Annotated in this window: 11 protein-coding genes; 3 read left to right on the forward strand and 8 right to left on the reverse strand. The window is 37.2% G+C overall.

Features of this window, described 5'->3' with window-relative positions:
- The first annotated feature begins 48 nt into the window (after positions 1–48).
- Positions 49–7,047 (forward strand): MBG domain-containing protein, encoded by a 6,999-nt coding sequence (locus OZP12_RS14290; protein ID WP_281225704.1) that lies wholly within the window; start codon positions 49–51, stop codon positions 7,045–7,047.
- A 71-nt stretch (positions 7,048–7,118) separates the two neighbouring features.
- Positions 7,119–7,949: an outer membrane beta-barrel protein gene (locus OZP12_RS14295; protein WP_281225705.1), complete on the forward strand. Its 831-nt coding sequence runs from the start codon at positions 7,119–7,121 to the stop codon at positions 7,947–7,949.
- Positions 7,950–8,281: 332 nt separating this feature from the next.
- On the opposite strand, the gene OZP12_RS14300 is transcribed toward OZP12_RS14295, so the two are convergent.
- From OZP12_RS14300 to kduI, 4 genes are all read right to left on the reverse strand, one after another.
- A complete protein-coding gene (locus tag OZP12_RS14300; protein ID WP_281225706.1) occupies positions 8,282–10,498 on the reverse strand; it encodes a glycoside hydrolase family 3 C-terminal domain-containing protein in 2,217 nt (738 codons plus the stop codon).
- 197 nt (positions 10,499–10,695) lie between these two features.
- Positions 10,696–12,336, reverse strand: a complete 1,641-nt coding sequence (gene susR / locus OZP12_RS14305) for a SusR family glycan utilization regulator (RefSeq protein WP_281225707.1) — start codon at positions 12,334–12,336, stop codon at positions 10,696–10,698.
- A 521-nt stretch (positions 12,337–12,857) separates the two neighbouring features.
- Positions 12,858–13,649 (reverse strand): gluconate 5-dehydrogenase, encoded by a 792-nt coding sequence (locus OZP12_RS14310; protein WP_281225708.1) that lies wholly within the window; start codon positions 13,647–13,649, stop codon positions 12,858–12,860.
- Positions 13,650–13,667: 18 nt separating this feature from the next.
- Entirely contained in the window at positions 13,668–14,504 is an 837-nt protein-coding gene (kduI, locus tag OZP12_RS14315; RefSeq protein ID WP_281225709.1) for a 5-dehydro-4-deoxy-D-glucuronate isomerase, read from the reverse strand.
- A gap of 234 nt (positions 14,505–14,738) precedes the next feature.
- Here kduI and OZP12_RS14320 point away from each other — a divergent pair, with 234 nt between their 5' ends.
- Positions 14,739–15,794 (forward strand): LacI family DNA-binding transcriptional regulator, encoded by a 1,056-nt coding sequence (locus tag OZP12_RS14320; RefSeq protein WP_281225710.1) that lies wholly within the window; start codon positions 14,739–14,741, stop codon positions 15,792–15,794.
- A gap of 118 nt (positions 15,795–15,912) precedes the next feature.
- On the opposite strand, the gene OZP12_RS14325 is transcribed toward OZP12_RS14320, so the two are convergent.
- The 4 genes from OZP12_RS14325 to OZP12_RS14340 form a co-directional block, all read right to left on the reverse strand.
- The gene (locus OZP12_RS14325; RefSeq protein WP_281225711.1) at positions 15,913–18,333 is read right to left on the reverse strand and encodes a glycoside hydrolase family 2 TIM barrel-domain containing protein; all 2,421 of its coding nucleotides are present in this window, start codon (positions 18,331–18,333) and stop codon (positions 15,913–15,915) included.
- A 59-nt stretch (positions 18,334–18,392) separates the two neighbouring features.
- Positions 18,393–20,609, reverse strand: a complete 2,217-nt coding sequence (locus tag OZP12_RS14330; protein ID WP_281225712.1) for a glycoside hydrolase family 43 protein — start codon at positions 20,607–20,609, stop codon at positions 18,393–18,395.
- A 48-nt stretch (positions 20,610–20,657) separates the two neighbouring features.
- On the reverse strand, positions 20,658–22,241 hold the full coding sequence (locus OZP12_RS14335) for a glycoside hydrolase (protein ID WP_281225713.1): 1,584 nt from the start codon (positions 22,239–22,241) through the stop codon (positions 20,658–20,660).
- Between the two features lie 144 nt (positions 22,242–22,385).
- Positions 22,386–24,032 carry a glycoside hydrolase gene (locus OZP12_RS14340; protein WP_281225714.1) on the reverse strand — a complete coding sequence of 549 codons (1,647 nt, stop codon included), beginning with the start codon at positions 24,030–24,032 and terminating at the stop codon, positions 22,386–22,388.

Raw genomic sequence — 24,032 nt, forward strand, 5'->3', positions numbered from 1 at the left:
ATAAAATAATATACAGTAATACCAACACATCAATTTAATACATAAATTATGAAAAAACTCTACTTATTATTAACTCTGTTGTTTTTTACTATCCAGCATATTGGTGCGCAAACTACTGAAACCTTTGAAAGCCAGACCGATGGCTCAGCCAGTTTTACAAATGGAGCGAAAACGTTTAACTTAACCAGCAGCGATATCAGCTTTACCGTTGCCAATCTTGCCGGTACAGGTTATAACGGTTCAAACAAATATATTGAGGTCGCAGATGGCGGTAACCTAACTTTTGGGCAGAGTGGAACTATCTCTGATGTTACTGGTAGCTTTAAAATCAACAGTCTATGGCTATTTGTAACCGGTAGTCCAACATTTGCGGCAGGTGCAACCAGTACTGGCGCACCTGGCTCGATTACCTTTATAGGGAAACTTGCCGGAGTAACACAATTTACGGTAGTAAAAAATACTACAGGTTCTGATATAGGTACCGCTCTTCCAAACAATGGTTTTATGCCAATCAATTTTGTTACCGAAGGAGGTTCAGATAACACCGGTTTTATTATCGATCAACTTGAAATTCATTTGAGCAGCAATTACAGATATTTTGCTGTTGATGATTTTATATTTGTAAATGGTGCTGTCGCTCCGACAGTAACTACTACTACAGCAACCAATACAGGTGCTGTAAAAGCAACTATGGGTGGTAATGTTACTGCCGATGGTGGTGATGCTACCATAGAAAGAGGAATCGTTTGGGCAACAACAGCTAATCCAACTATTGCGAACAATAAATTCCAAATTGGAACCGGTGTCGGAACTTATAGTGGTACCGTTTCTTCATTCCCACCATCAACGCTCATTCACTACAGAGCATATGCTAAGAATTCTGGAGGGACCGGTTATGGTGCAGATTTATCTTTTACAACCAATGCAGCATTATCGGCAACCACTAGTAAAACTAATGTATCTTGTAACGGCGGCAGTAATGGTACAGCTTCAGTAACGGCTTCTGGCGGTGTTACAAGTTATAGTTATTCTTGGTCACCTTCGGGAGGAACAGGAGCTACTGCTACAGGTTTAGCAGCTGGAGCCTATATATGTACTATAACAGATAATGAATCAACACAAATTACAAAAAACATTACTATAACTCAGCCTACAGCTATAACGGCTACTACTTCGCAAACCAATGTTTCTTGTAATGGTGGATCAAATGGTTCGGCTTCGGTAACTGCTTCCGGTGGAACTCCAGGTTATACTTACTCTTGGTCGCCTTCCGGAGGAACAGGAGCAACAGCTTCAGGTTTAGCAGCAAGCGCTACACCCTATGTTTGTACAATTACTGATGCCAATAGTTGTTCAATCACAAAAAGTTTTACAATTACTCAGCCTACAGCTATAACAGCTACTACTTCGCAAACCAATGTATCTTGTAATGGTGGATCAAATGGTTCGGCTTCGGTAACTGCTTCTGGTGGAACTCCTAGTTATACTTACTCTTGGTCGCCTTCTGGTGGAACGGCAGCAACAGCTTCAGGTTTAGCAGCAAGCGCTACACCCTATGTTTGTACAATTACTGATGCCAATAATTGTTCAATCACAAAAAGTTTTACAATTACTCAGCCTACAGCTATAACGGCTACTACTTCGCAAACCAATGTATCTTGTAATGGTGGATCAAATGGATCTGCTTCGGTAACTGCTTCCGGCGGAACTCCGGGTTATACTTACTCTTGGTCGCCTTCCGGAGGAACAGGAGCAACAGCTTCAGGTTTAGCAGCAAGTGCTACACCTTATGTTTGTACAATTACTGATGCTAATAGTTGTTCAATCACAAAAAGTTTTACAATTACTCAGCCTACAGCTATAACGGCTACTACTTCGCAAACCAATTTAGCCTGTAATGGAGGTTCAAATGGTTCGGCTTCGGTAACTGCTTCCGGCGGAACTCCGGGTTATACTTACTCTTGGTCGCCTTCCGGAGGAACAGGAGCAACAGCTTCAGGTTTAGCAGCAAGCGCTACACCCTATGTTTGTACAATTACTGATGCCAATAGTTGTTCAATCACAAAAAGTTTTACAATTACTCAGCCTACAGCTATAACAGCTACTACTTCGCAAACCAATGTATCTTGTAATGGTGGATCAAATGGATCTGCTTCGGTAACTGCTTCCGGCGGAACTCCGGGTTATACTTACTCTTGGTCGCCTTCCGGAGGAACGACAGCAACAGCTTCAGGTTTAGCAGCAAGTGCTACACCTTATGTTTGTACAATTACTGATGCGAATAATTGTTCAATCACAAAAAGTTTTACAATTACTCAGCCTACAGCTATAACGGCTACTACTTCGCAAACCAATGTTTCTTGTAATGGTGGATCGAATGGTTCAGCTTCGGTAACTGCTTCCGGTGGAACTCCGGGTTATACTTACTCTTGGTCGCCTTCTGGTGGAACGGCAGCAACAGCTTCAGGTTTAGCAGCAAGTGCTACACCTTATGTTTGTACAATTACTGATGCGAATAATTGTTCAATCACAAAAAGTTTTACAATTACTCAGCCTACAGCTATAACGGCTACTACTTCGCAAACCAATGTTTCTTGTAATGGTGGATCAAATGGATCTGCTTCGGTAACTGCTTCCGGTGGAACTCCGGGTTATACTTACTCTTGGTCGCCTTCCGGAGGAACGGCAGCAACAGCTTCAGGTTTAGCAGCAAGTGCTACACCTTATGTTTGTACAATTACTGATGCGAATAATTGTTCAATCACAAAAAGTTTTACAATTACTCAGCCTACAGCTATAACAGCTACTACTTCGCAAACCAATGTTTCTTGTAATGGTGGATCAAATGGTTCGGCTTCGGTAACTGCTTCTGGTGGAACTCCTAGTTATACTTACTCTTGGTCGCCTTCTGGTGGAACAGGAGCAACAGCTTCAGGTTTAGCAGCAAGCGCTACACCTTATGTTTGTACAATTACTGATGCCAATAGTTGTTCAATCACAAAAAGCTTTACAATTACTCAGCCTACAGCTATAACGGCTACTACTTCGCAAACCAATGTATCTTGTAATGGTGGATCAAATGGATCTGCTTCGGTAACTGCTGCAGGTGGAACTCCGGGTTATACTTACTCTTGGTCGCCTTCTGGAGGAACGGCAGCAACAGCTTCAGGTTTAGCAGCAAGTGCTACACCTTATGTTTGTACAATTACTGATGCGAATAATTGTTCAATCACAAAAAGTTTTACAATTACTCAGCCTACAGCTATAACAGCTACTACTTCGCAAACCAATGTATCTTGTAATGGTGGATCAAATGGATCTGCTTCGGTAACTGCTTCCGGCGGAACTCCGGGTTATACTTACTCTTGGTCGCCTTCCGGAGGAACGGCAGCAACAGCTTCAGGTTTAGCAGCAAGTGCTACACCTTATGTTTGTACAATTACTGATGCGAATAATTGTTCAATCACAAAAAGTTTTACAATTACTCAGCCTACAGCTATTATAACGGCTACTACTTCGCAAACCAATGTATCTTGTAATGGTGGATCAAATGGATCTGCTTCGGTAACTGCTGCAGGTGGAACTCCGGGTTATACTTACTCTTGGTCGCCTTCAGGTGGAACAGGAGCAACAGCTTCAGGTTTAGCAGCAAGCGCTACACCCTATGTTTGTACAATTACTGATGCCAATAGTTGTTCAATCACAAAAAGTTTTACAATTACTCAGCCTACAGCTATAACAGCTACTACTTCGCAAACCAATTTAGCCTGTAATGGAGGTTCGAATGGCTCGGCTTCGGTAACTGCTGCAGGTGGTTCTGGTGGTTATACGTATTCTTGGTCGCCTTCTGGTGGAACAGGAGCAACTGCTTCAGGTTTAGCGGCAAGTGCTACACCTTATGTTTGTACAATTACTGATGCCAATAGTTGTTCAATCACAAAAAGTTTTACAATTACTCAGCCTACAGCTATAACAGCTACTACTTCTCAAACCAATGTGGCTTGCAACGGCGGAACTAACGGTTCGGCTTCGGTAACTGCTGCAGGTGGTTCTGGTGGTTATACGTATTCTTGGTCGCCTTCTGGTGGAACAGGAGCAACAGCTTCAGGTTTAGCGGCAAGTGCTACACCTTATGTTTGTACAATTACTGATGCGAATAATTGTTCAATCACAAAAAGTTTTACAATTACTCAGCCTACAGCTATAACAGCTACTACTTCGCAAACCAATGTATCTTGTAATGGTGGATCGAATGGTTCGGCTTCGGTAACTGCTTCCGGCGGAACTCCGGGTTATACTTACTCTTGGTCGCCTTCCGGAGGAACGGCAGCAACAGCTTCAGGTTTAGCAGCAAGTGCTACACCTTATGTTTGTACAATTACTGATGCCAATAGTTGTTCAATCACAAAAAGTTTTACAATTACTCAGCCTACAGCTATAACAGCTACTACTTCGCAAACCAATGTGGCTTGCAACGGCGGAACTAACGGTTCGGCTTCTGTAACTGCTGCAGGTGGTTCTGGTGGTTATACGTATTCTTGGTCGCCTTCTGGTGGAACAGGAGCAACAGCTTCAGGTTTAGCGGCAAGTGCTACACCTTATGTTTGTACAATTACTGATGCCAATAGTTGTTCAATCACAAAAAGTTTTACAATTACTCAGCCTACAGCTATAACAGCTACTACTTCGCAAACCAATGTGGCTTGCAACGGCGGAACTAACGGTTCGGCTTCGGTAACTGCTGCAGGTGGTTCTGGTGGTTATACGTATTCTTGGTCGCCTTCTGGTGGAACAGGAGCAACAGCTTCAGGTTTAGCGGCAAGTGCTACACCTTATGTTTGTACAATTACTGATGCCAATAGTTGTTCAATCACCGAAAACTTTACCATTACACAGCCTACGGCTATTAATTTTACAACAACAGTTTTATCTGGTTATGATTATAATACTGGATATAGCCAAACTATAGTAGCTTCAGGAGGAACAGGATCTAAAACGTATGCAGTTACAGCTGGAAGTTTGCCTTCTGGTTTTTCGCTATCAACAGCTGGACAGATAACAGGTACTTCAACTCAAATTGCTGATAGTAATTTTACGGTTACCGCTACTGATGATAATAGTTGTACTGCTTCATATAATTTTGTGATGAAATTAAATCAAATTCCAATTACAGTAACTGCAACACCTTCTCAAACAAAAATATATGGACAAAGCGATTCCGTTTTGACCTATACTGTAACACCTAGTTTATTGCCTGGAGACAGCTTTTCAGGTAACTTAACTAGAGCAGTAGGCGAAAATATAGGTGTTTATGCTATAAATCAAGGTTCGCTTTCAGCGGGGTCTAAGTATTTGATTACTTATGTTGGTGCTAACTTTGCTATTACTGCTAAACCAATTACAGTTACTGCTGATGCTTCTCAAAATAAAATCTATGGAACTACAGATCCTGTTTTAACTTATTTAGTTTCGCCAAGTTTAATAAGTGGTGATACATTTACTGGTGCATTAACAAGGGCCGCTGGAAACAATGTAGGAACGTATGCAATTGGACAAGGAAACTTGAGTGCTGGTTCGAATTATACAATCACTTATGTCAGCAAAGACTTTTCAATCACGGCTAAACCAATTACTGTTACCGCAGATGCTTCTCAGAAAAAGGTTTATGGTACAACGGATCCTATTTTTACTTATTCAGTTTCTCCAAGTCTAGTAAGCGGTGATACATTCACTGGTGCATTAACAAGGGTTGCTGGAAACAATGTAGGAATGTATGCGATTGGACAAGGAAACTTAAGTGCGGGTTCAAATTATACAATCACTTATGTCAGCAAAGACTTTTCAATCACAGCTAAACCAATTAATGTTACCGCAGATGCTTCTCAGAAAAAAGTTTATGGTACAACGGATCCTATTTTCACTTATTCCGTTTCTCCTAGTCTAGTAAGCGGTGATTCATTTACTGGAGTTTTGACGAGAACTGCAGGAAATAATGTAGGAACATATGCAATTGGACAAGGAAGTCTGAGCGCTGGCTCAAATTATACGATTACGTATGTCAGCAAAGACTTTTCTATAACAGCCAAGCCAATTACTGTTACCGCAGATGCCTCTCAGAAAAAGGTTTATGGCACAGCGGATCCCGTTCTGACTTATTCAGTCTCGCCAAGTTTAATAAGCGGTGATTCATTTGTAGGAGCTTTGACAAGAGCTACTGGAGAGAATGTAGGAACGTATGCTATTACACAAGGAACATTAAGCATTGGCTCAAATTATACCATTACTTATATCGGTACAGTTTTTACCATTTCTAAGGCAGATCAGATAATTTCTTGGAATCAAGCTCTTGGATCAGGCTGTGATGGAACGAATACGATTACCTTAACAGCTGTTTCAAGCAGTGGCTTGCCAATAAGCTATGTTTCTTCTAATACTAATACTGTAACCGTTTCAAATAGTTCTTTAATTTTTCAAAATTATGGTTCAGCAACTATTACAGCATCACAATTAGGAAACAACAATTACAATCCAGCGCCATCAGTTGTGTTGCCTACTGTAAATAGCCAGCCAAATTTGATTAAAAAACATTTTGATAATATTATTTTCTTTGATAATAGTTCTAAGAATTTTAAAGCTTACAGTTGGTATAAAAATGGAGTTTTAGTTCCAAGTCAAACTACTCAGTATTTTAAAGATACCGAAGGGTTGAATGGTACTTACTATGCTATAGCGACAAAACTAGATGGCACACTGATTACTACTTGTCCGTTGACTTTTTCTTCAACAGTACAAGAAGAATATATTAAAATTGCTCCTAATCCAACTAAAATCAATTCAGATTATCAACTTATCACTAATATATCTGCCTCAAAACTACAAAATTCACATATTGAGGTATTTAGCATTATTGGATTGTTAATCGACAATAAAATTAACAATGAAAATACAGTAACTTTAAAAGCTCCATCTGTTGAAGGCATTTATATTGTAAAATTGACCTTGACAAATGGCAAAACTTTTACAAAAACCCTTCTAGTTAAAAACTAAATAATTTAAAAGTATGAAATCCTCATTTGCTATAAATGAGGATGGACTACTTTAATATTAAAAATATAAAAATGAGATATAATATAAAAAATATAATTAGTATCGCTTTAGTCCTGATTTCTCAAGGAATAACTGCTCAGTTCTACGTAGGTGTCCAAGCAGGAATAGGAAACATTCAAAGTGATGTGGAAGGCACAACGGCCGGACATAGACTTGGAGGAGCCGTAAAAGCAGGCTACATCTATTCATTTACAAATCATATAGGACTTGGTACAGGGCTAGAATTCTCTCAATATAAACAAGAAGTCTTTTTGACTAATTCATCCTATAATCTCTCTAGTTATGAGATTGATGCAACTGGCTCAGCATTCATTTATAATATCGCCATAAGCAATTATAAAGAAAAACAAACCTTGCATGCTGTTCAAATTCCACTTTTCCTGCAATATAAAACCAATATTAATAAAGGGATTGATTTCATTTTTAGAGCAGGTGCAAAATATTTTTTGCCTGTAAAGTATAAAATAGAAGCCACTGCAAATTCTGTGAATGCAAGCGCTTATTATCCAGATGTCAATTTAAATATTAATGATTTGCCAGAATATGGTTTTGGAGTACAGAACAATTATTCAGCAACAGGAGAATATAATACGAAGGGGATTATAATGAGCTCTTTCGAATTAGGTTTTGCTTTTGATATGGGAGCAAAGAATTCTTTATATGCTGCAATGTTCCTTGAAAATGGATATGGATCTATACTTGATCAAGACAGCAATAAATCCGCTATAGGTTATAATCCTACATCGGTTTCAAATAGAGAGGCCAATGGTATTTACAGTATGAATAAAAATGCTGAAATTCGACCAGTTTCTTTTGGAGCAACATTAGGCTGGAATTTTTAAATTTCATGATTATCTCTATTTAACATAAATCTAAAAAAGCACTTTCATTTTCAAAAGAAGCTAATTAGTAAATTTAGGTTTACAAATTTTAAGAAAAAAGGCTGCATCCAAAAATAATTTGATGCAGCCTTTTCGTATTATCTATATCCCCTATTTTTATGATCCTTAAAATATTAAAAATCAAACTAAAACATATTTAAAACGAAACATTATTAGTCGTCATCATGGTTAAAAATGCTTCCAAAAGCCTCTTTTGCCTATAGAAGATTTAGCAATATAACTTCGCATCTTTAGACTATTTTATATGCGAAAATAGTATAACTCATAAAAAATTATTTAAGTAAAAAAATCACTTTTGATTTGATATCTGCTGATGATGCTCCAATCAGAGCCTCAAAATCTCCCGGTTCAGCAACCCACTCGTGCTTTTTATCATCAAAGAAACTCAAGGCTGTTTTGTCTATTGCAAAAGTTACCGTTTTTTCTTCTCCCGCTTTAAGAGAAATTTTCTCAAAACCTTTTAATTCTTTTATCGGACGAACCAAAGACGATTTTAAATCACTGATATAAAGCTGAACCACCTCTGCCCCATCACGGTTTCCTGTATTTTTTACTTTAACCGAAAATGTAATCTGGTCTCCGCTTGACAATTGCTTTTTATCTGCAGTCACTTTACCATATTCAAAAGTTGTATAGCTTAAACCGTGGCCAAAAGGAAACAATGGTTTTATCTTTTGCTTTTCAGCCCAGCGGTATCCTACAAAAATTCCTTCTTTATAAGTTACTTCGTCACCGCCTGGGAATTCTCCTAAAGCATGTGCTCCGTTATCATTTAATTTAACCGGGAAAGTAAAAGTCAGTTTTCCTGACGGATTCACATCTCCAACCAGAACTTTAGCCAAAGCTGTACCTGCTTCAGTACCTAAAAACCACCCCTGCACAATTCCCGGAACTTCATTTACCCAAGGCATAGCCACAGCATTTCCTGAAATGTTTACAAAAACTACATTTTTATTTACTTTAACCAATTCACTGATTAATTTATCCTGATTGTATGGAAGGCCTAACCCTTTTCGGTCTGCTCCTTCTGCATCCTGATTGTCGCTTTTATTCAAACCTCCGAAAAATAAAACTACATCAGCATCTTTTGCTGCTTTTAAAGCTTCGGCAGTTAATTCAGCTGGAGAACGTTTGTCCTCTAAACTCATTTTTGCCACAACTCCATTATACTTACTTGTCGGATCTCCTACGTAGCCGCGGGCGTAAACAATTTCTGCCTGGCTGCCAATTCTTTTCTTTAATCCGTCAAGAGGCAATACTTCGTATTTTGCTTTAAGCGAAGAACTTCCTCCGCCAACAGTCATCATTTTGATTGCATTTTCTCCAATGACAGCAATTTTCTTAGTTTTATTCAAATCAATTGGAAGAATATTGTTCTTGTTCTGAAGCAGTACAATTCCTTCTTCAGCGATTTTTAAACCAGCCTCGGCATGTTCTTTTGTTCCAAATGATCCAAAAGGTCTTTCTCTATTCATCGTAGTTAAGAACGATAAACGCAAAATACGACGTACCTTTTCATCTAATTCTTTTGTTCCTATTTCAGCTTTTGCAATCATAGCAGCATAAGGTTTTACCAAATAATAGTTGTCATAAGCATTACTTGTTCCCCATGAAAGTCCATTAGTCCAAGAACCAAACTCCATGTCCAAACCATTATGAATTGCTTGATTGGTATCATGAACTCCTCCCCAGTCTGAGATTACAACCCCTTTGAATCCCCATTCGCCACGGAGAATATTATTTAACAAAAACTCATTATGACAGCAGTGCTGCCCTTTGTATTTATTGTATGAACCCATAATAGCCCAAGCATCACCTTCCTGAACAGCCGCTTTAAATGCCGGCAGATAAATTTCATACAGCGCACGGTCATCAACTATTACATTTACTGAATTACGGTTTGTCTCCTGATTGTTTAAAGCAAAATGTTTTACGCAGGCTGCAACTCCGTTTGACTGCACCCCTTTAATATAAGGAACCACCATTTTTGAACTAAGAAAAGGATCTTCGCCCATATATTCAAAGTTACGGCCGTTTAATGGTGTTCTATAGATATTTACACCTGGTCCTAACAGTACGTTTTTATTTCTATAACGCGCTTCCTCTCCTACAGATTTTCCATATAGAGAAGCCATTTCTTTATTCCATGTTGCAGATAAAGCAGTAAGTGCGGGAAATGCAATACAAGAGTCATTTGTCCAGCCTGCCTGATCCCATTCGTCCCATTTTACTTCGGTACGAATTCCGTGCGGTCCGTCAGTCATCCAGTTTTCTGGAATTCCCAAACGCGGAACGCCTGGCGAACTGAATTTAGACTGCGCATGAATCATGGCAATTTTTTCTTCAGTTGTCATTCTTGAAAGTGCATCTTCTACACGTTCATTAATAGGTTTTTTATCGTCAAGATAAACTGGAACTTTATTCTGCGCATTCACTCCGAATGAACCTAATAAAAGTAAAAAAACAATTGTTTTAACATTTTTAAACATACCACTTAATTTATTAAATCATTAAAATACCATTAGGGCATTTTAGCATTTCCTAATAATATTGTAAAACTAAAACGTAATAGTATGTGCAGGATTTTTGAACAAAAAAAGTAGTAGAGTAAAAAACTAAAACACTTAAAAACAAACAATTAAAACAAAATAAAGATTAAAAAAAGTAGTGCTTTTAAAATAAAAAATCAGCCTTTCGAGGGGAATAATCCAATTTTCATAACTCTTTCCTCAAAATCATTTCGAGAGACAGCGGCTTTATTCCTGGCTTTGGTCCGATAATTATAAATCGTGCTTAAAGAGTAACGAAGAAATGCTGCGATTTTTACGCTATCAGTTATCCCAAGGCGGATTAGCGCAAAAATGCGGAGTTCAGTATTCAGCAATTCTCCCTGCTTCAATACAACCTGTTCTTCACTGATGAGTAATGCATTAAAATCCTTTACAAAAGTTGGATACAGATTTAGAAAAATTACATCAAAGTTCTCATACAGTTCTTCCAGTTCTTTTTCAACCAGAGTAGTCGATTTAAGCATCTTGAAAATTTCATCAAACTGTTTGAGAGCTGCTTTTTTGTTTAAAATAACACGATAATTTTCCAGCTTATTGATATAACTGGAACACAGACTGAAAAAATGCGCAATATATTCTTCTTTAATATGATTGGATTCCGATAATTGGGCATTTCGTTCCTGTAACTGGCTGTTTGTTTCTGTAATATCCTTATTTAATTCGGCTAACTTCTGGCTGGTTGTAAAAAGTTCTCCCCTAATTCTGGATACTTTTTTCATTTGTCTGTAGACATAAATCACCGCCGCTATCAGGAAAACAGAAAGCAGGCTGATGCATAAAAGATAAATTTGCAGCTCACTTTTTCTCTGGGCTTCCCTTTCCAAATAAGCGGTATTAATAATGGAATAAATCTCAGACATGAACAGTGTACGGAACTGGACATTGCAGTAAAGCGCGTCTTCAATTGCTGACTGTGTAAGCTTATAAGCCATATCAACATCCCCAATTTCATAAAAAACCAATGCCAGTTCCTGAAGTGAAGCATTGTCTTTTATAGCATTTTTGATATCTGCAGTGGCAGAAAGCGCATAATATTTTTTCCGTAGTTCTAATTGCTTTGTTGCCTCATAAATTTTACCAAAAAGATATGTAATCATGGCATACTGTGAATCTTGCTCTTTTGTATTTTTTAATAAAAAAGATAATTGTTTTAGAGCAAGAGCATATTTTCTATTGAAAACATTTTTCTGAGCCTGGTTAATTTTAAACTCCAAAGTCTGAGGATTTAATACACCTAACAGAGAGTCTCTATATTTCCCTATTTGCTCAATATATTCTATGCTCCTGCTATTTGCATTATAATGCTCGAAAAATTCCCTGTACACCACATAATAATTTGGAAGCAGTGATTTGGCTAATGTCTTTTTGTTAATGCTTTTCAAAATGGCCTCCGATTCCCGGTATTTTCCGGATGAAGAATATAGGTTGGCCAATTGCAAATTAGCTAAATCTGAAAAAGTCTTATTTTGTAGTTCTTCAGCAATTACAAGATTTTTTTTGACATATAAAATCGCAGAATCAGAATTGAATTTTTGATATTCGGTATATAAAGTTTTGTTGTAATTGTATTCCTGTTCTTTCGATAAATTTTCTAATTGATTTTTTTTGAAGTTTAAAATACGTTCTTCTTTTAGCAGAACGTACCGTTGTTTATTTTTTATAGCTTCATTTAAATTATCAAAAATAGAATCATTACTATTCGATGAAAAAACCGAATAACTTAACGTAAATAAAAAAAACAGCAGGTAATTTTTCAAACTTAATACTGGCTAAAGGATATGGATTACAAATATAATAAAGAGAACCCATTGGATTAAATTATTTAAAAATGTAATGTGCATTAAAATTAAAAATAATCAGGATGAAATAATAGAATAAGTTAAAATACCTGATAATTATAACTACGCTTTAATTTATAAGTTCAATTGTCTCAGTAAAACATTACAAATAACAATTTTACACTTTTTATTGCCTTTAATTGGGGCAGATGAATAAAAAAAGAAGCTTATCTCACAAAACGTGATAAAGCCTCTTTCAGTAATAATTTCTTGATTTAATATAAAAAAGAAACAACAAATAGTTATAATGTCTTTTGCTTATTATTTGAAAACCAAACCAAATTTCACAACCACGTGAAAACCAAAAATCAAATATTAAAACTATCAGCTAACTGATAAAGACAACTATCTGTCATTTCTTTAAAAAAAACATACTTAACTTCTCTAAAAAACAATACAATCTAAAATTATATTTTCAGCATGTTTTGAATTTTATGATATTATTCATTAGAAGGTTTTCCAATGGTAGCAAGGATTCCACCATCTACATAAAGGATGTGTCCATTTACAAAGTCACTCGCTTTTGATGACAAAAAGATCGCTGCTCCCTGTAAATCTTCTGGGTCTCCCCAACGATTTGCAGGTGTTCTGCTGATGATGAACTCGTTGAAAGGATGTCCATCAACTCTAATTGGAGCTGTTTGACTAGTTGCAAAATAACCAGGACCGATACCATTTGTTTGGATGTTAAATTTAGCCCACTCTGTAGCCATATTTTTGGTCAACATTTTCAAACCTCCTTTTGCGGCAGCGTAAGCACTAACATCTTGTCTTCCCAATTCGCTCATCATTGAACAAATGTTGATGATTTTTCCTCCTCCGCGCTCAATCATTCCTTTAGCAACAGTCTTAGAAACAATAAAAGGGCTGATCAAATCTACATTGATTACTTGCGCAAAATCTTCCACTTCCATTTCGATGATCGGAGTTCTTTTGATGATTCCTGCATTGTTGATCAAAATATCGATAGGACCAACTTCGGCTTCTATCTTTTTAATATTTTCAATTACTGCGGCTTCGTCAGTTACGTCAAAAATATATCCGTAAGCTTCAATCCCTACAGATTTGTACTCTGCAACTGCATTATTCACCGCTTCCCATGAAGAACGATCGTTTACTACAATTTTAGCTCCGGCGTGACCAAGCCCTTTAGCCATAGACATTCCTAAACCATGAACACCTCCAGTAACCAGAGCTGTTTTACCTGTTAAATCAAATAAATTTATCGACATATTAATTAGTTTTTTTGTTTATCTTAAATCAGTTATTTTACAAACATCCATATCTGCATAATCTAGGTTTTCACCTGCCATTCCCCATATAAATGTGTAATTGCTGGTTCCGGCTCCAGAGTGGATAGACCATGGTGGAGAAATTACAGCTTGGTGATTGTTCATCCAAATGTGTCTTGTTTCTTGCGGCTCACCCATGAAGTGACAAACGGCTTGGTTTTCTGGAATGTCCATGTAAAAGTAAACTTCCATTCTGCGGTCGTGTACGTGAGCTGGCATGGTGTTCCAAACGCTTCCAGGCTTTAATTCGGTCATTCCCATTTGCAACTGACAAGTAGTAACTATTCCACCTATAATCATTTGGTTTACCGTACGGTGGTTGGCTGTTTCCATTGTACCCAAGTGTAGTTTATTGGCTTCTGCCAAACTTACTTTTTTGGTTGGATAGTTTTTGTGTGCGGGAGCTGAGTTTATGTAGAATTTTGCCGGATTTTTAGAATCATCACTTTTAAAGATTACTTCTTTGTTTCCGCTTCCAATATATAATGCGTCTTTAAAACCTAAAGGATATTCAGTTCCTTCAACTACAACAGTGCCATTTCCTCCCACATTGATAATCCCCATTTCTCTTCTTTCTAAAAAGTAAGTCGATTTTAAAGGATCGATTGTTTCAAGAGTTAAAGGGGTGATCGGAGTTGCTGATCCTGCAATGTAACGATCGTAGTGTGAGTAAGTAAGGATTATTTCTCCTTCTTGCATCAAATTGTCAATTAAGAATTCTTCTCTTAATTGTTTGGTATCATATTGCTTTACTGCTTGTGGACTTGAAGCGTATCTTGAACTGTATTTTGTCATAATAAATTATTATTCAAATATTTATATTCTTTTTAAAACAAAAATTAAATCTATTAAAGCTTTTATTTTTTTTCAAAAGTAATATTTATTTTCAATAATACAATCGATTGTACAAAAAAATCCAATCGATTGTACAAAATTTAATATCTTTGTTACCAATAAAACAGATTTGCAACAATTGCAATAAAAAATTACCTTTTAAAAAGTATAGAAGTTTCGCAAAAAGCAAATCGAATGATGAAAACATTGCAACAAAAAATGAAGAACAGTAAAATAACTATCCATGATATTGCCAAGGAATTAAACATTGACAGTTCTACAGTTTCTAGAGCATTAAGTAACAATAGCAGGGTCAAGCAAAAGACAAAAGACCTTGTCAATGCCAAAGCTCTTGAACTTGGATACCAAAGAAATTTACTGGCCTCCAATCTTCGCAGCAAGAAAACCAATACAATTGGAGTTATTGTTCCCAGAATTTCACGTCATTTCTTTTCTTCGGCAATTGCCGGAATTGAAGAAACGGCTTATGATGCAGGTTACAACGTTATTATATGTCAATCATTGGATCATTTTGAAAGAGAAAAAAAAATAGTTCAGTCGCTTTCTGCAAATCGGGTTGATGGTGTTTTGATGTCTATATCAATGGAAACCAAAGACGACGAATCATTACAATTTTTAAAAAATACTGACACACCACATGTCCTTTTTGACAGAAATATCAATATGTCGGGATACAGTAGCGTTGTTATTGACGATTTTCAGGGAGGATTTGATGCTACTGAACATTTAATTCTTCAGGGATGTAAAAATATTGCCCATTTTTCAGGGCCACAAGAGCTAGAAATTTACAAAAATAGATTCCTTGGTTATGAAGCAGCTTTGAAAAAACATAATATTCCTTTGAAAAAGGAATTGATTATATCTTCAAAATTAATGGAAGCAGATGGTATTGAAAATGCAAAAAAAATGCTTGCGCTGAACATACCAATAGACGGAATCTTCTCTGCTAATGATACTGCTGCTATCAGTGCTTTGCAGTATTTAAAAGAGCAAGGAATTAAAATTCCTCAAGAAATAGCAGTCGTAGGTTTCAGTAACGAACCTATTTCTTCTATTATTGAGCCATCACTGACTACTATTGATCAGCCGGGATTTGAAATGGGAAAAATTGCTATGAATTTACTTCTGTCCCGAATTAAAAATAAAAATGAACCAACTGCACCTGAAACTATAGTTTTGAAACCAGTCTTGTTAAAAAGAAATTCTTCTAAAAGATTAAAACAAGACTAATTCTTGTAAAAAAATTAAGGCTGCTCCTAACAAAAGGAGCAGCCTTAACTAACTAAACTTATTAATCTCTCTAACCAAAAAGAGTTCAATCTCTTAAAGTTTTGGCCTATACCAAAACTTATTTTACCAGAATAGTCACTTCAGCCGATTTTAACCAGTTACTACTAAACTTCACTGTTATTGGTTCGTTACCTCCTGTAGCCTGAATATAAGCTACCAAATGACCGTGAAATACTCTCTGAACATTATCGGTATAATCACCCATATCTGTATTATTTCCAGCTTCCAGTCCTAATAATTTTCCTGAACCGCTTACATTGCAGGTAACTTCATTATCTGAAAGCATTACCGGTAAACCTTTTTCATCCAACACCTGCACAATTACTTTTGCAACACCTTTGTCCTTATTGATAGTTATGTTTTTTTCATTAATCACTAAAGCATTTGGCTGTTGGGAGGATACTATTGCATATCGGCTAACCAATTTATTATCATTACCTAATCCGATGGCTTCCAGTTTACCCGAAGTAAAAGGAATGTCCCAGTAAATAATTCCAGTTTGTTCATCATATTTTTTCTCCTCACCAACCACTTTTCCGTTTAGTTCCAAACGCGCTTTAGGAGCATTGGTATAACAAACCACTCTAATCATTTGCCCATCAGTATAATTCCACAACGGCCAAGCATCTTTAGAAAGTGCTGCATCGTTATTAACCGGATAAGTTCCTGCATAAATCATTGGTTTATCCGACCATAATGACTGACGAAAGTACCCTCTTGGTTTAATCATACCTGCAAAATCTACTAATCCTGAGTAGAATCCTCTTGATGGCCAAGCATTAGATTCACCCAAATAATCAATTCCTGTCCATAAGAACTGTCCAAATATATGCTCGTTATTTTTTACTGCCAGCCATGGCCCCATATCATGAACATTCTCACTTCCGAAAATCACTCTGTTTGGGTATTTTTTGTGATCCGAACCATATTTGCTTTCTGTATAATTGTATCCAGTAATATCTAAAGCTCCCGGATATTCTGTTTCGTTAGACATTGCAACTCCAGCCAATCCAGCAGTTGTAGGACGAGATTTATCGTATTTTTTCACCGCCGCAACAAGACGTTTGGCTATACCGCCAAGACGCATTGCATCTGGAGCATCTTTTTGGTAACCTCCATAATTCGCTTGTCCAAAACCTTCTGTTCCTTTATCCAGAACAGGATGCGAGTAAGGATCATTTGGATAATCCACTTCATTACCTATACTCCATCCAAATACCGAAAGATGATTTCGGTCACGACGAACCATATCTTCCAAATCTTTCTCACCCCAATCGGCAAATATATCATTGGAACCTTCAAAACCAGGTGTTCCAACATTCCATCCTGTTAACCATTTGCGTTTAGGGAATTCCCATTCGTCATAAGCTTCGTTAAGAACTAACAATCCCAATTCATCACAAAGAGCATAAAAATCAGGAGCCTGCGGATTATGACTAGTTCGGATTGCATTTACACCAATTTCTTTTAAAGTTTGTAGTCTTGTTTTCAAGACATCTCTTGGCACAGCAACACCTAAAACTCCTGCATCATGGTGTAAACAAACACCTTTCATTTTCATCCATTTGCCGTTAAGCGCAAAACCTTTATTAGCATCAAAAGTAAAAGTTCTAAAACCTGTTGAAGTAACCGTTTTATCGATTGGTTTTCCATCCTTCAAAACTGTTGTTTTCAACTGATACAGATTAGGATGCTCCAAATCCCATAGTTTAGGATTTTGTACTTTTATTTTGGCTTCAACTTTGTTAGCTGCATTTGCTTCAACAGCAACTTTTTGAGAACTTTTAGCAACTACTTTTCCATCACTGCCCAAAAGCTCGTTTACAACTGTAAGGTTTGTTTTGGCAGATGTACCGTTTTCCAAAGCCACTTCCACATTCAAAGTTCCGGTTCCATTAGTAACTTCCGGATAAGTATAAACTCCCCATTGACCAATATGCACCGGGTTTGAATACACTAACCATACGTTACGGTAAATTCCTGAACCGGTGTACCAACGTGAATCGGCGCTCTTGCTATGATCCACACGTACAGCAATGATATTGTCTTCACCGTATTTTACAAACGGAGTAGCATCATAAGCAAACGAAATAAATCCGTTAGGGCGTTTACCTAAAGAGTGGCCATTTATAAAAACTTCACTTCTGTTGTACACTCCTTCAAAATATAAATAGACTTTTTCTCCACGTTTCTCTTGGGGAATGTTCAATGTTTTTCGGTACCAGCCAATTCCTCCAGGCAAATAACCTGTACAACTCGCCAAAGTGGGACTCAATCTCCCTTCGACACTCCAGTCGTGAGGCACATTGACAGATTGCCATTTAGTGTCATTGTAAGTAGTATTTTGAGCATTCTGAGCATCCTCAAGTGTAAACTTCCAATTGTCATTAATTTTTTTTGAATCTCCAAACGATATCTGGCTAAAAGCAGACATACAGGAAAAAAGAAGAATTGGTAATAATAATTTTTTAGTAACCATTATATAAAGTTTTTGTTATTCATTTAAATCTAATCTGTTAGCAATCCCTTTTAAGAATGTTATTTTTTTACTGGCTTAATTCCGGCATGAGTGGGTTTCACTGTTACAATATTCCCGTCTTTGTCAAACTCCATTTTATCAATACAAACTTCCCTGTTGAATCCTGCGGCATCTCCCATAGTAATTCCCTTTGGATAATTGAAACGATGATACACGATATACCATTCGTCTTTACCCGGTATTTGAATTACCGAATTATGACCTGTCGCATAAATCTCAGCTTCTTTGTCTTTGGCTATAACCAAATTGTTTTCAGGAATACTGATTTTTCCAGTCGGAGAATCGGAAGTTCCGTAGCGGACTTTGTAATTCTCACTTCTAGTATCATCCTCAGACCATAAGAAGTAATATTTACCATTTCTGAAAAAGACAGTTGTCCCCTCGCGAAAAGTATTGTCTGGTGTCATAACCTTGATTGATTCCTCTTTGATCGAAATCATATCGTTATTGAGTTCGGCGCAAGCCATATAACCATTACCCCAGTACAAATAACTTTTTCCGGTTTTTGGATCTGTGAAAACATCAGGATCAATTTGCTGTCCGCCCGAAACCCCATTTGGCAATTTTTCCACCAATGGTTTTCCTGAATCCACAAAAGGTCCTTTTGGGTTATCGGCAACAGCCACACCAATTTTTTGGGCAGCGGTAAAATAGAAGTAGTATTTATAATCATTTCCCACTTTTTTCTCCGTAATACAGGGAGCCCAGGCATTTCTATTTCCCCAACTTACATCTTTTTCCAAATCAAGAATGATTCCTTCATCAGTCCAGTTTACCAAATCGGGAGAAGAGAATGTTTTAAAATAAGTACCAGACCAGCCATCAAATCCATCACTTGTAGGGTAGATGTAATATTTGCCTGTTTTTTCAGAATACAAAATATCCGGATCCGCATAAAAACCGTTCAACGCCGGATTATTTGCCACCGAAGCAGTAACCAACCATGTTTCAGTTGGTTTTCCTTCAATTGCAACGGTATATTTTACAGCTCCTTTTGTAAAATTCTGAGCCGTTTTTGGTTCAATATTTACCCCTGCATATTTTGTAAAATCAGGTTTAAAAGAAGCAAGATTGGTTCCGAATTTTACCGGTAAATGAACTTGTTTCGCAACATCATCAACTTTTACATTTGTTTTCTTTACGTCTTTGGCTTCTGGCGAACTTAAAATATCTTTTGCAGTTCCCCATTTGCTTTCCAATCGTGCCAATTCACTCGCAGTTATAGGCATAACCGTTCCATGACGCGGATGGAAATTCATTGAAACCGCATTGTCAATAACCGAGAAATTTTCTAAGTCATTCGTTTTTGTAAACTGATATTTTCCTTTTGTATAAAGGTCATACATCAGAATATAATCATTAGAATTATTCAGTTTGAAGACCCCAGCTCCTTCCACCGGATATTTTGTTTGCTGAACATATTTGTCTCTCAAAACATAACCTTCGGTCAATTTGTCGGAAACCGCTATTTTTATCCCCGCTCCTGCTCCTTCTGTTTTGAAAAACAAATGATATTTATTGTCTTTAAAAATAATTTCACCGTCAATGCAGGCACCATTTGTCGGACTAAAAAACAATTGTTTCGGTTCGGTTTCCAAATCGGTAAAATCAGCATTGGCGTAAGCATAATAAATTTTGTCAATATCGTTTCCGTGCTGCATTGACCAGTAAATCATGTACTTTCCTTTTTGAGTATCATAAATGGTCTGCGGCGCCCAGACACGCTTTAAGTTTTCATTGTTTGGGTATTTCTTTTGAATATTAATTACTGATGAACTCCAGTTTACCAAATCATTCGACTTCAATAAAACCATTGCTCTGTTGGAATCCCAGCCTTTGGCAGAAACCATGTCGGTTGCCACCATGTAAAAAGTTTTGCCGTCAACTCCACGCAAAATATGGGGATCTCTTATTCCTCCCGATGAGCTGATCTGTTTGGAATCAATAACCGGCTGATTGTTATTTAGCGCCCTGAAATTGTAGCCATCGTTGCTTACCGCAAAACGAATCGCTTCCTCATCATTTGAATTTCCTGTAAAATAAGCAAATAAATAAGCCGTGGTTTTTATGACTGAACTCTTTGCTTCCGATTTAGGCAATTTCTTTTTCGAAACCTGCTGTGCATTGGCTATGCCAAAAAAAGACAAAGCAACCGTCAAAACAGCAAACCTAAAAATGCTTCTCTTTTGGGTTAATATTTTTGAATTATAGTTCATATTTTTAATAAGAAATCCGATTAATATGCGATTTATCTCTGCCCAATTTTATTGCAATTCACCAACAAAAGTGACAACTGATTTTGCAGGAATTTCAACCGCATCGATTTTCTGAATGTCCGCTCTTTTTAAATTGGTATTTTCGGAGGTAACATAAGGTGTCAATTCATTTTTTTTAACTGTCCCTTTTGTTAAATCAAACTTATATTTCTGGACCGATTTCCCGCAGTTAACAGCAACAATAACCAATTTTTTATTTTTGATATCTTTGTATGCGGTCAGCATCACATCGTTTGCAGAACCCAATTCATCCTGATTTGGCACATCAACTCTCTGCATCCCCGGACGCACAAACAAGGAATAATTCCCCAAAGCCCAAAGCAGTTTTGAATCATGGAAATTCCCATCATTTTTAACATAATCAGGAGCTGTTCCACCATTGCTTTTTCCGTCATCCAAATAAATCAAACCATCTTTATAATCTACTCGCGTAAGTGATGTCCACCATTGCCAAGAAGCCGCATTCGCAAGAGCGATATCATTGTGTATCAAACGGGCAACAAACAAGGCAGTTTGCATACCCAAATCCCTTCCCCCTCCGGCACCTCCTGGAATTTCAGCTTCTCCCGGATTTTCCAAAATACAGTATTCCGACTGCCAGTATTTTAAACCTGGTTTTTGTTTTACACTTGCTGCAATCAATTTTCTACTTAAAACTTGTTTGTCAACAGGCCAAGTGGTAAAATAACTATGTCCCAAAATGACGTTCTTTACATTTGGTAACTTCGAAATATTGTTTCTTGAATTTCCAAAAAAGTAATCAATCTGATTATCTCTGTTTTCTCCATTTACATTTTCATACAGATAGTTAATTTGTGCCGCTTCGGCTAGAACAATTTCTGTACTCATTTTTTGAGATTTGAGTTTATCAGAAAGCGCCTTGGTTAAATTGAATATTTCTTCATTCGTAGCAGGTGTTCCTTCCTGACTGTTTTTATCTCCGTTGTTGGCCATCCATTCCCATTGTGGCTCATTTATAGGACTTACATAATCGAATTTAATTTCTTCTTTTTTCTCCAATCCCTGAATGCTTTTCACTAGGAAATCGGCAAATTTTGGAAGTGCTCCTTCTTTCAGATTCAGTTTGTTTTTTTGAGAAGAAAAAGCCAATCCGTTATTGGTCATAAAAACAGGAGGACTATTGGTAAAAATCAAATATTTTTCTACTCCTCGCTTTTTGGCCGCTTGCAAAAACCATCTTTGTCCTTCTTGTTTTGACCAATCATAAGTCCCATCGGCATTTAAAAAGCATTCACTTCTTCTCCATTCATCCGAAATCTTACTGTTTTCGCCTTGTTCCATACTTCCTGCCCCAAGATTGAACCTCCAAATCGAAAGTCCGATACCTTTTGGATTTCCCTGCGCATCGATTTCTTTGCTAAAAAGCAAATCGGCAATAGCATCCTTTTTTTGCTGTGGCCAATTTTTTCCAACAAATTGACATCTCCACGCATCAGATCCTCCAAAACCATCCATGGTTTGCATGACATTATCGATACTAATTGTAGCGGTTCTTTGTCCAAAAAACAGTGAACTCATTAACAATAAAAGCGAGACATATACTTTTTTCATTCTATTTCTTTTTTATTGAAGCAACCTTGTCATTCCAAGCAAGAAGTAATCTTCTTTATTTATTAATTTCCTTCTTCCCTGAAATGACATAAATTGCGTAAAACCATCCTTTATAAAACTACTGATTTATTTTTTTTCAGCTTATTATTTATAATTACCAACGTATGTTACAACCGATCTAGCTTCTATTTCAAAATTTGTAGCATCAACATCAGTTCCTTTTTTCAAACTTTTAGCATCTGAAGTTGTATATGGTGTAAGCTTATTATTAGTTAACGTCCCACCTGAAAGATTCAATTTATATGTTCTCGCAGAAGAACTAAAATTAACCGCCACGATTACCAGTTTTTTATTGATCACATCTTTATAAGCTGTTACCATTACATCAGTAGTAGCTGTCGAGTTATCTAAATTTGGTATTTGAACCCTTACCATTCCCGGTTTTACAAAGAAAGAGAAATTTCCTAAAGCCCAAAGTGTTTTAGAATCCCTAATGTAACCGTCATTTTTGCAATAATCAGCTCCGCCCGCTCCCTTACTCGCTCCATCATCTACGTGTATCAATCCATCTTTGTAATCACCACGGCTTATTGCTGTCCACCACTGCCAAGAAGTAACACCTCCAACAGCGATATCAGTGCTTACAATACGAGCTGTCCAAAGCGCCAACTGCATTCCCAAGTCTCTTCCTGCTCCTGCTCCGCCTGGCAATTCAGAAGTTCCAGGGCTTTCGAGAACACAATATTCAGAAGACCAAAGACTAAGTCCCGGTGCTGTTAGAATTTTTGAGGCTGCTAATTGTCTTGAAGAAACAAGTGTACTCAATGGCCATGCCTGCCAATAACTGTGTCCAGATATTGTTTTCTTCACGTTACTCAAGCCTGCAATGTTTTTGGTAGAATTTGGTCCAAAGAAATAATCAATCTGGTTGGATCTGCTTTCTGTACCGCTTACTGTTTTATAAAGCGGTTCATAAGCTCCTGCTTCGCCAACTACAATTTGGGAACTAAGTCCTTTTGCCTGCAATTTTGGAGATAGAATATTTACAAAACTGTAAATATTGGCATTGGTTGCCGGTGACCCCTCCTGACTAGTTCCATCCCACTCATATTGTGGTTCGTTGAAAGGACTGATGTAATCTATTGTCAAACCTTGTTCTGTTTTTAACTTGTCAATAGCATTTACCCAAAAATCAGCCAAGTCAGGCATTTTACCATCTTTCAAATTGTAAAATTCTTTTATGCTTGCATGTGCTTTGCCATTATTGGTTAAATAAACAGGAGCACTATTTGCGAAAGCCAATAATTTTTCAACTCCGCGCTCCTTAGCGGCTTTCATAAACCATACTTGTCCTGCTTGCTTACTCATGTTATAAGTAACACCATCGGTAGTAAAACATTCTGTACGTCTCCATTCATCACCTATATCACTTGCATCTCCCTGTTCTGTACTTCCGGCACCAAGATTGAAACGCCATAATGACAAACCAATTCCTTTTGGATTTCCATCAGCATCAACTTCTTTGCTGAATAATAAATCTGCAATTCGGTTTCTTTTATCAGAAGGCCAATTTTTACCTATAAAGTTACATTGCCAGGCATCTGATGCACCAAAACTCTCCATAGTCTGAAGATTTGCATCAAGATTCACATTCAAATCCTTGGTTGTGGAAGAAACAGGTTGTGAATCATTTGTATTATCAGATGAGCTGCAACTCGTGATTAAAGTTGAATTAATGAAAAGCAAACCTGCAAATAGCAGGCTTGCTTTATAGTTTTTAAAAAAATCCAT

This window comes from Flavobacterium aquiphilum, from assembly GCF_027111335.1.
GTDB classification, from domain to species: Bacteria; Bacteroidota; Bacteroidia; order Flavobacteriales; family Flavobacteriaceae; genus Flavobacterium; species Flavobacterium aquiphilum.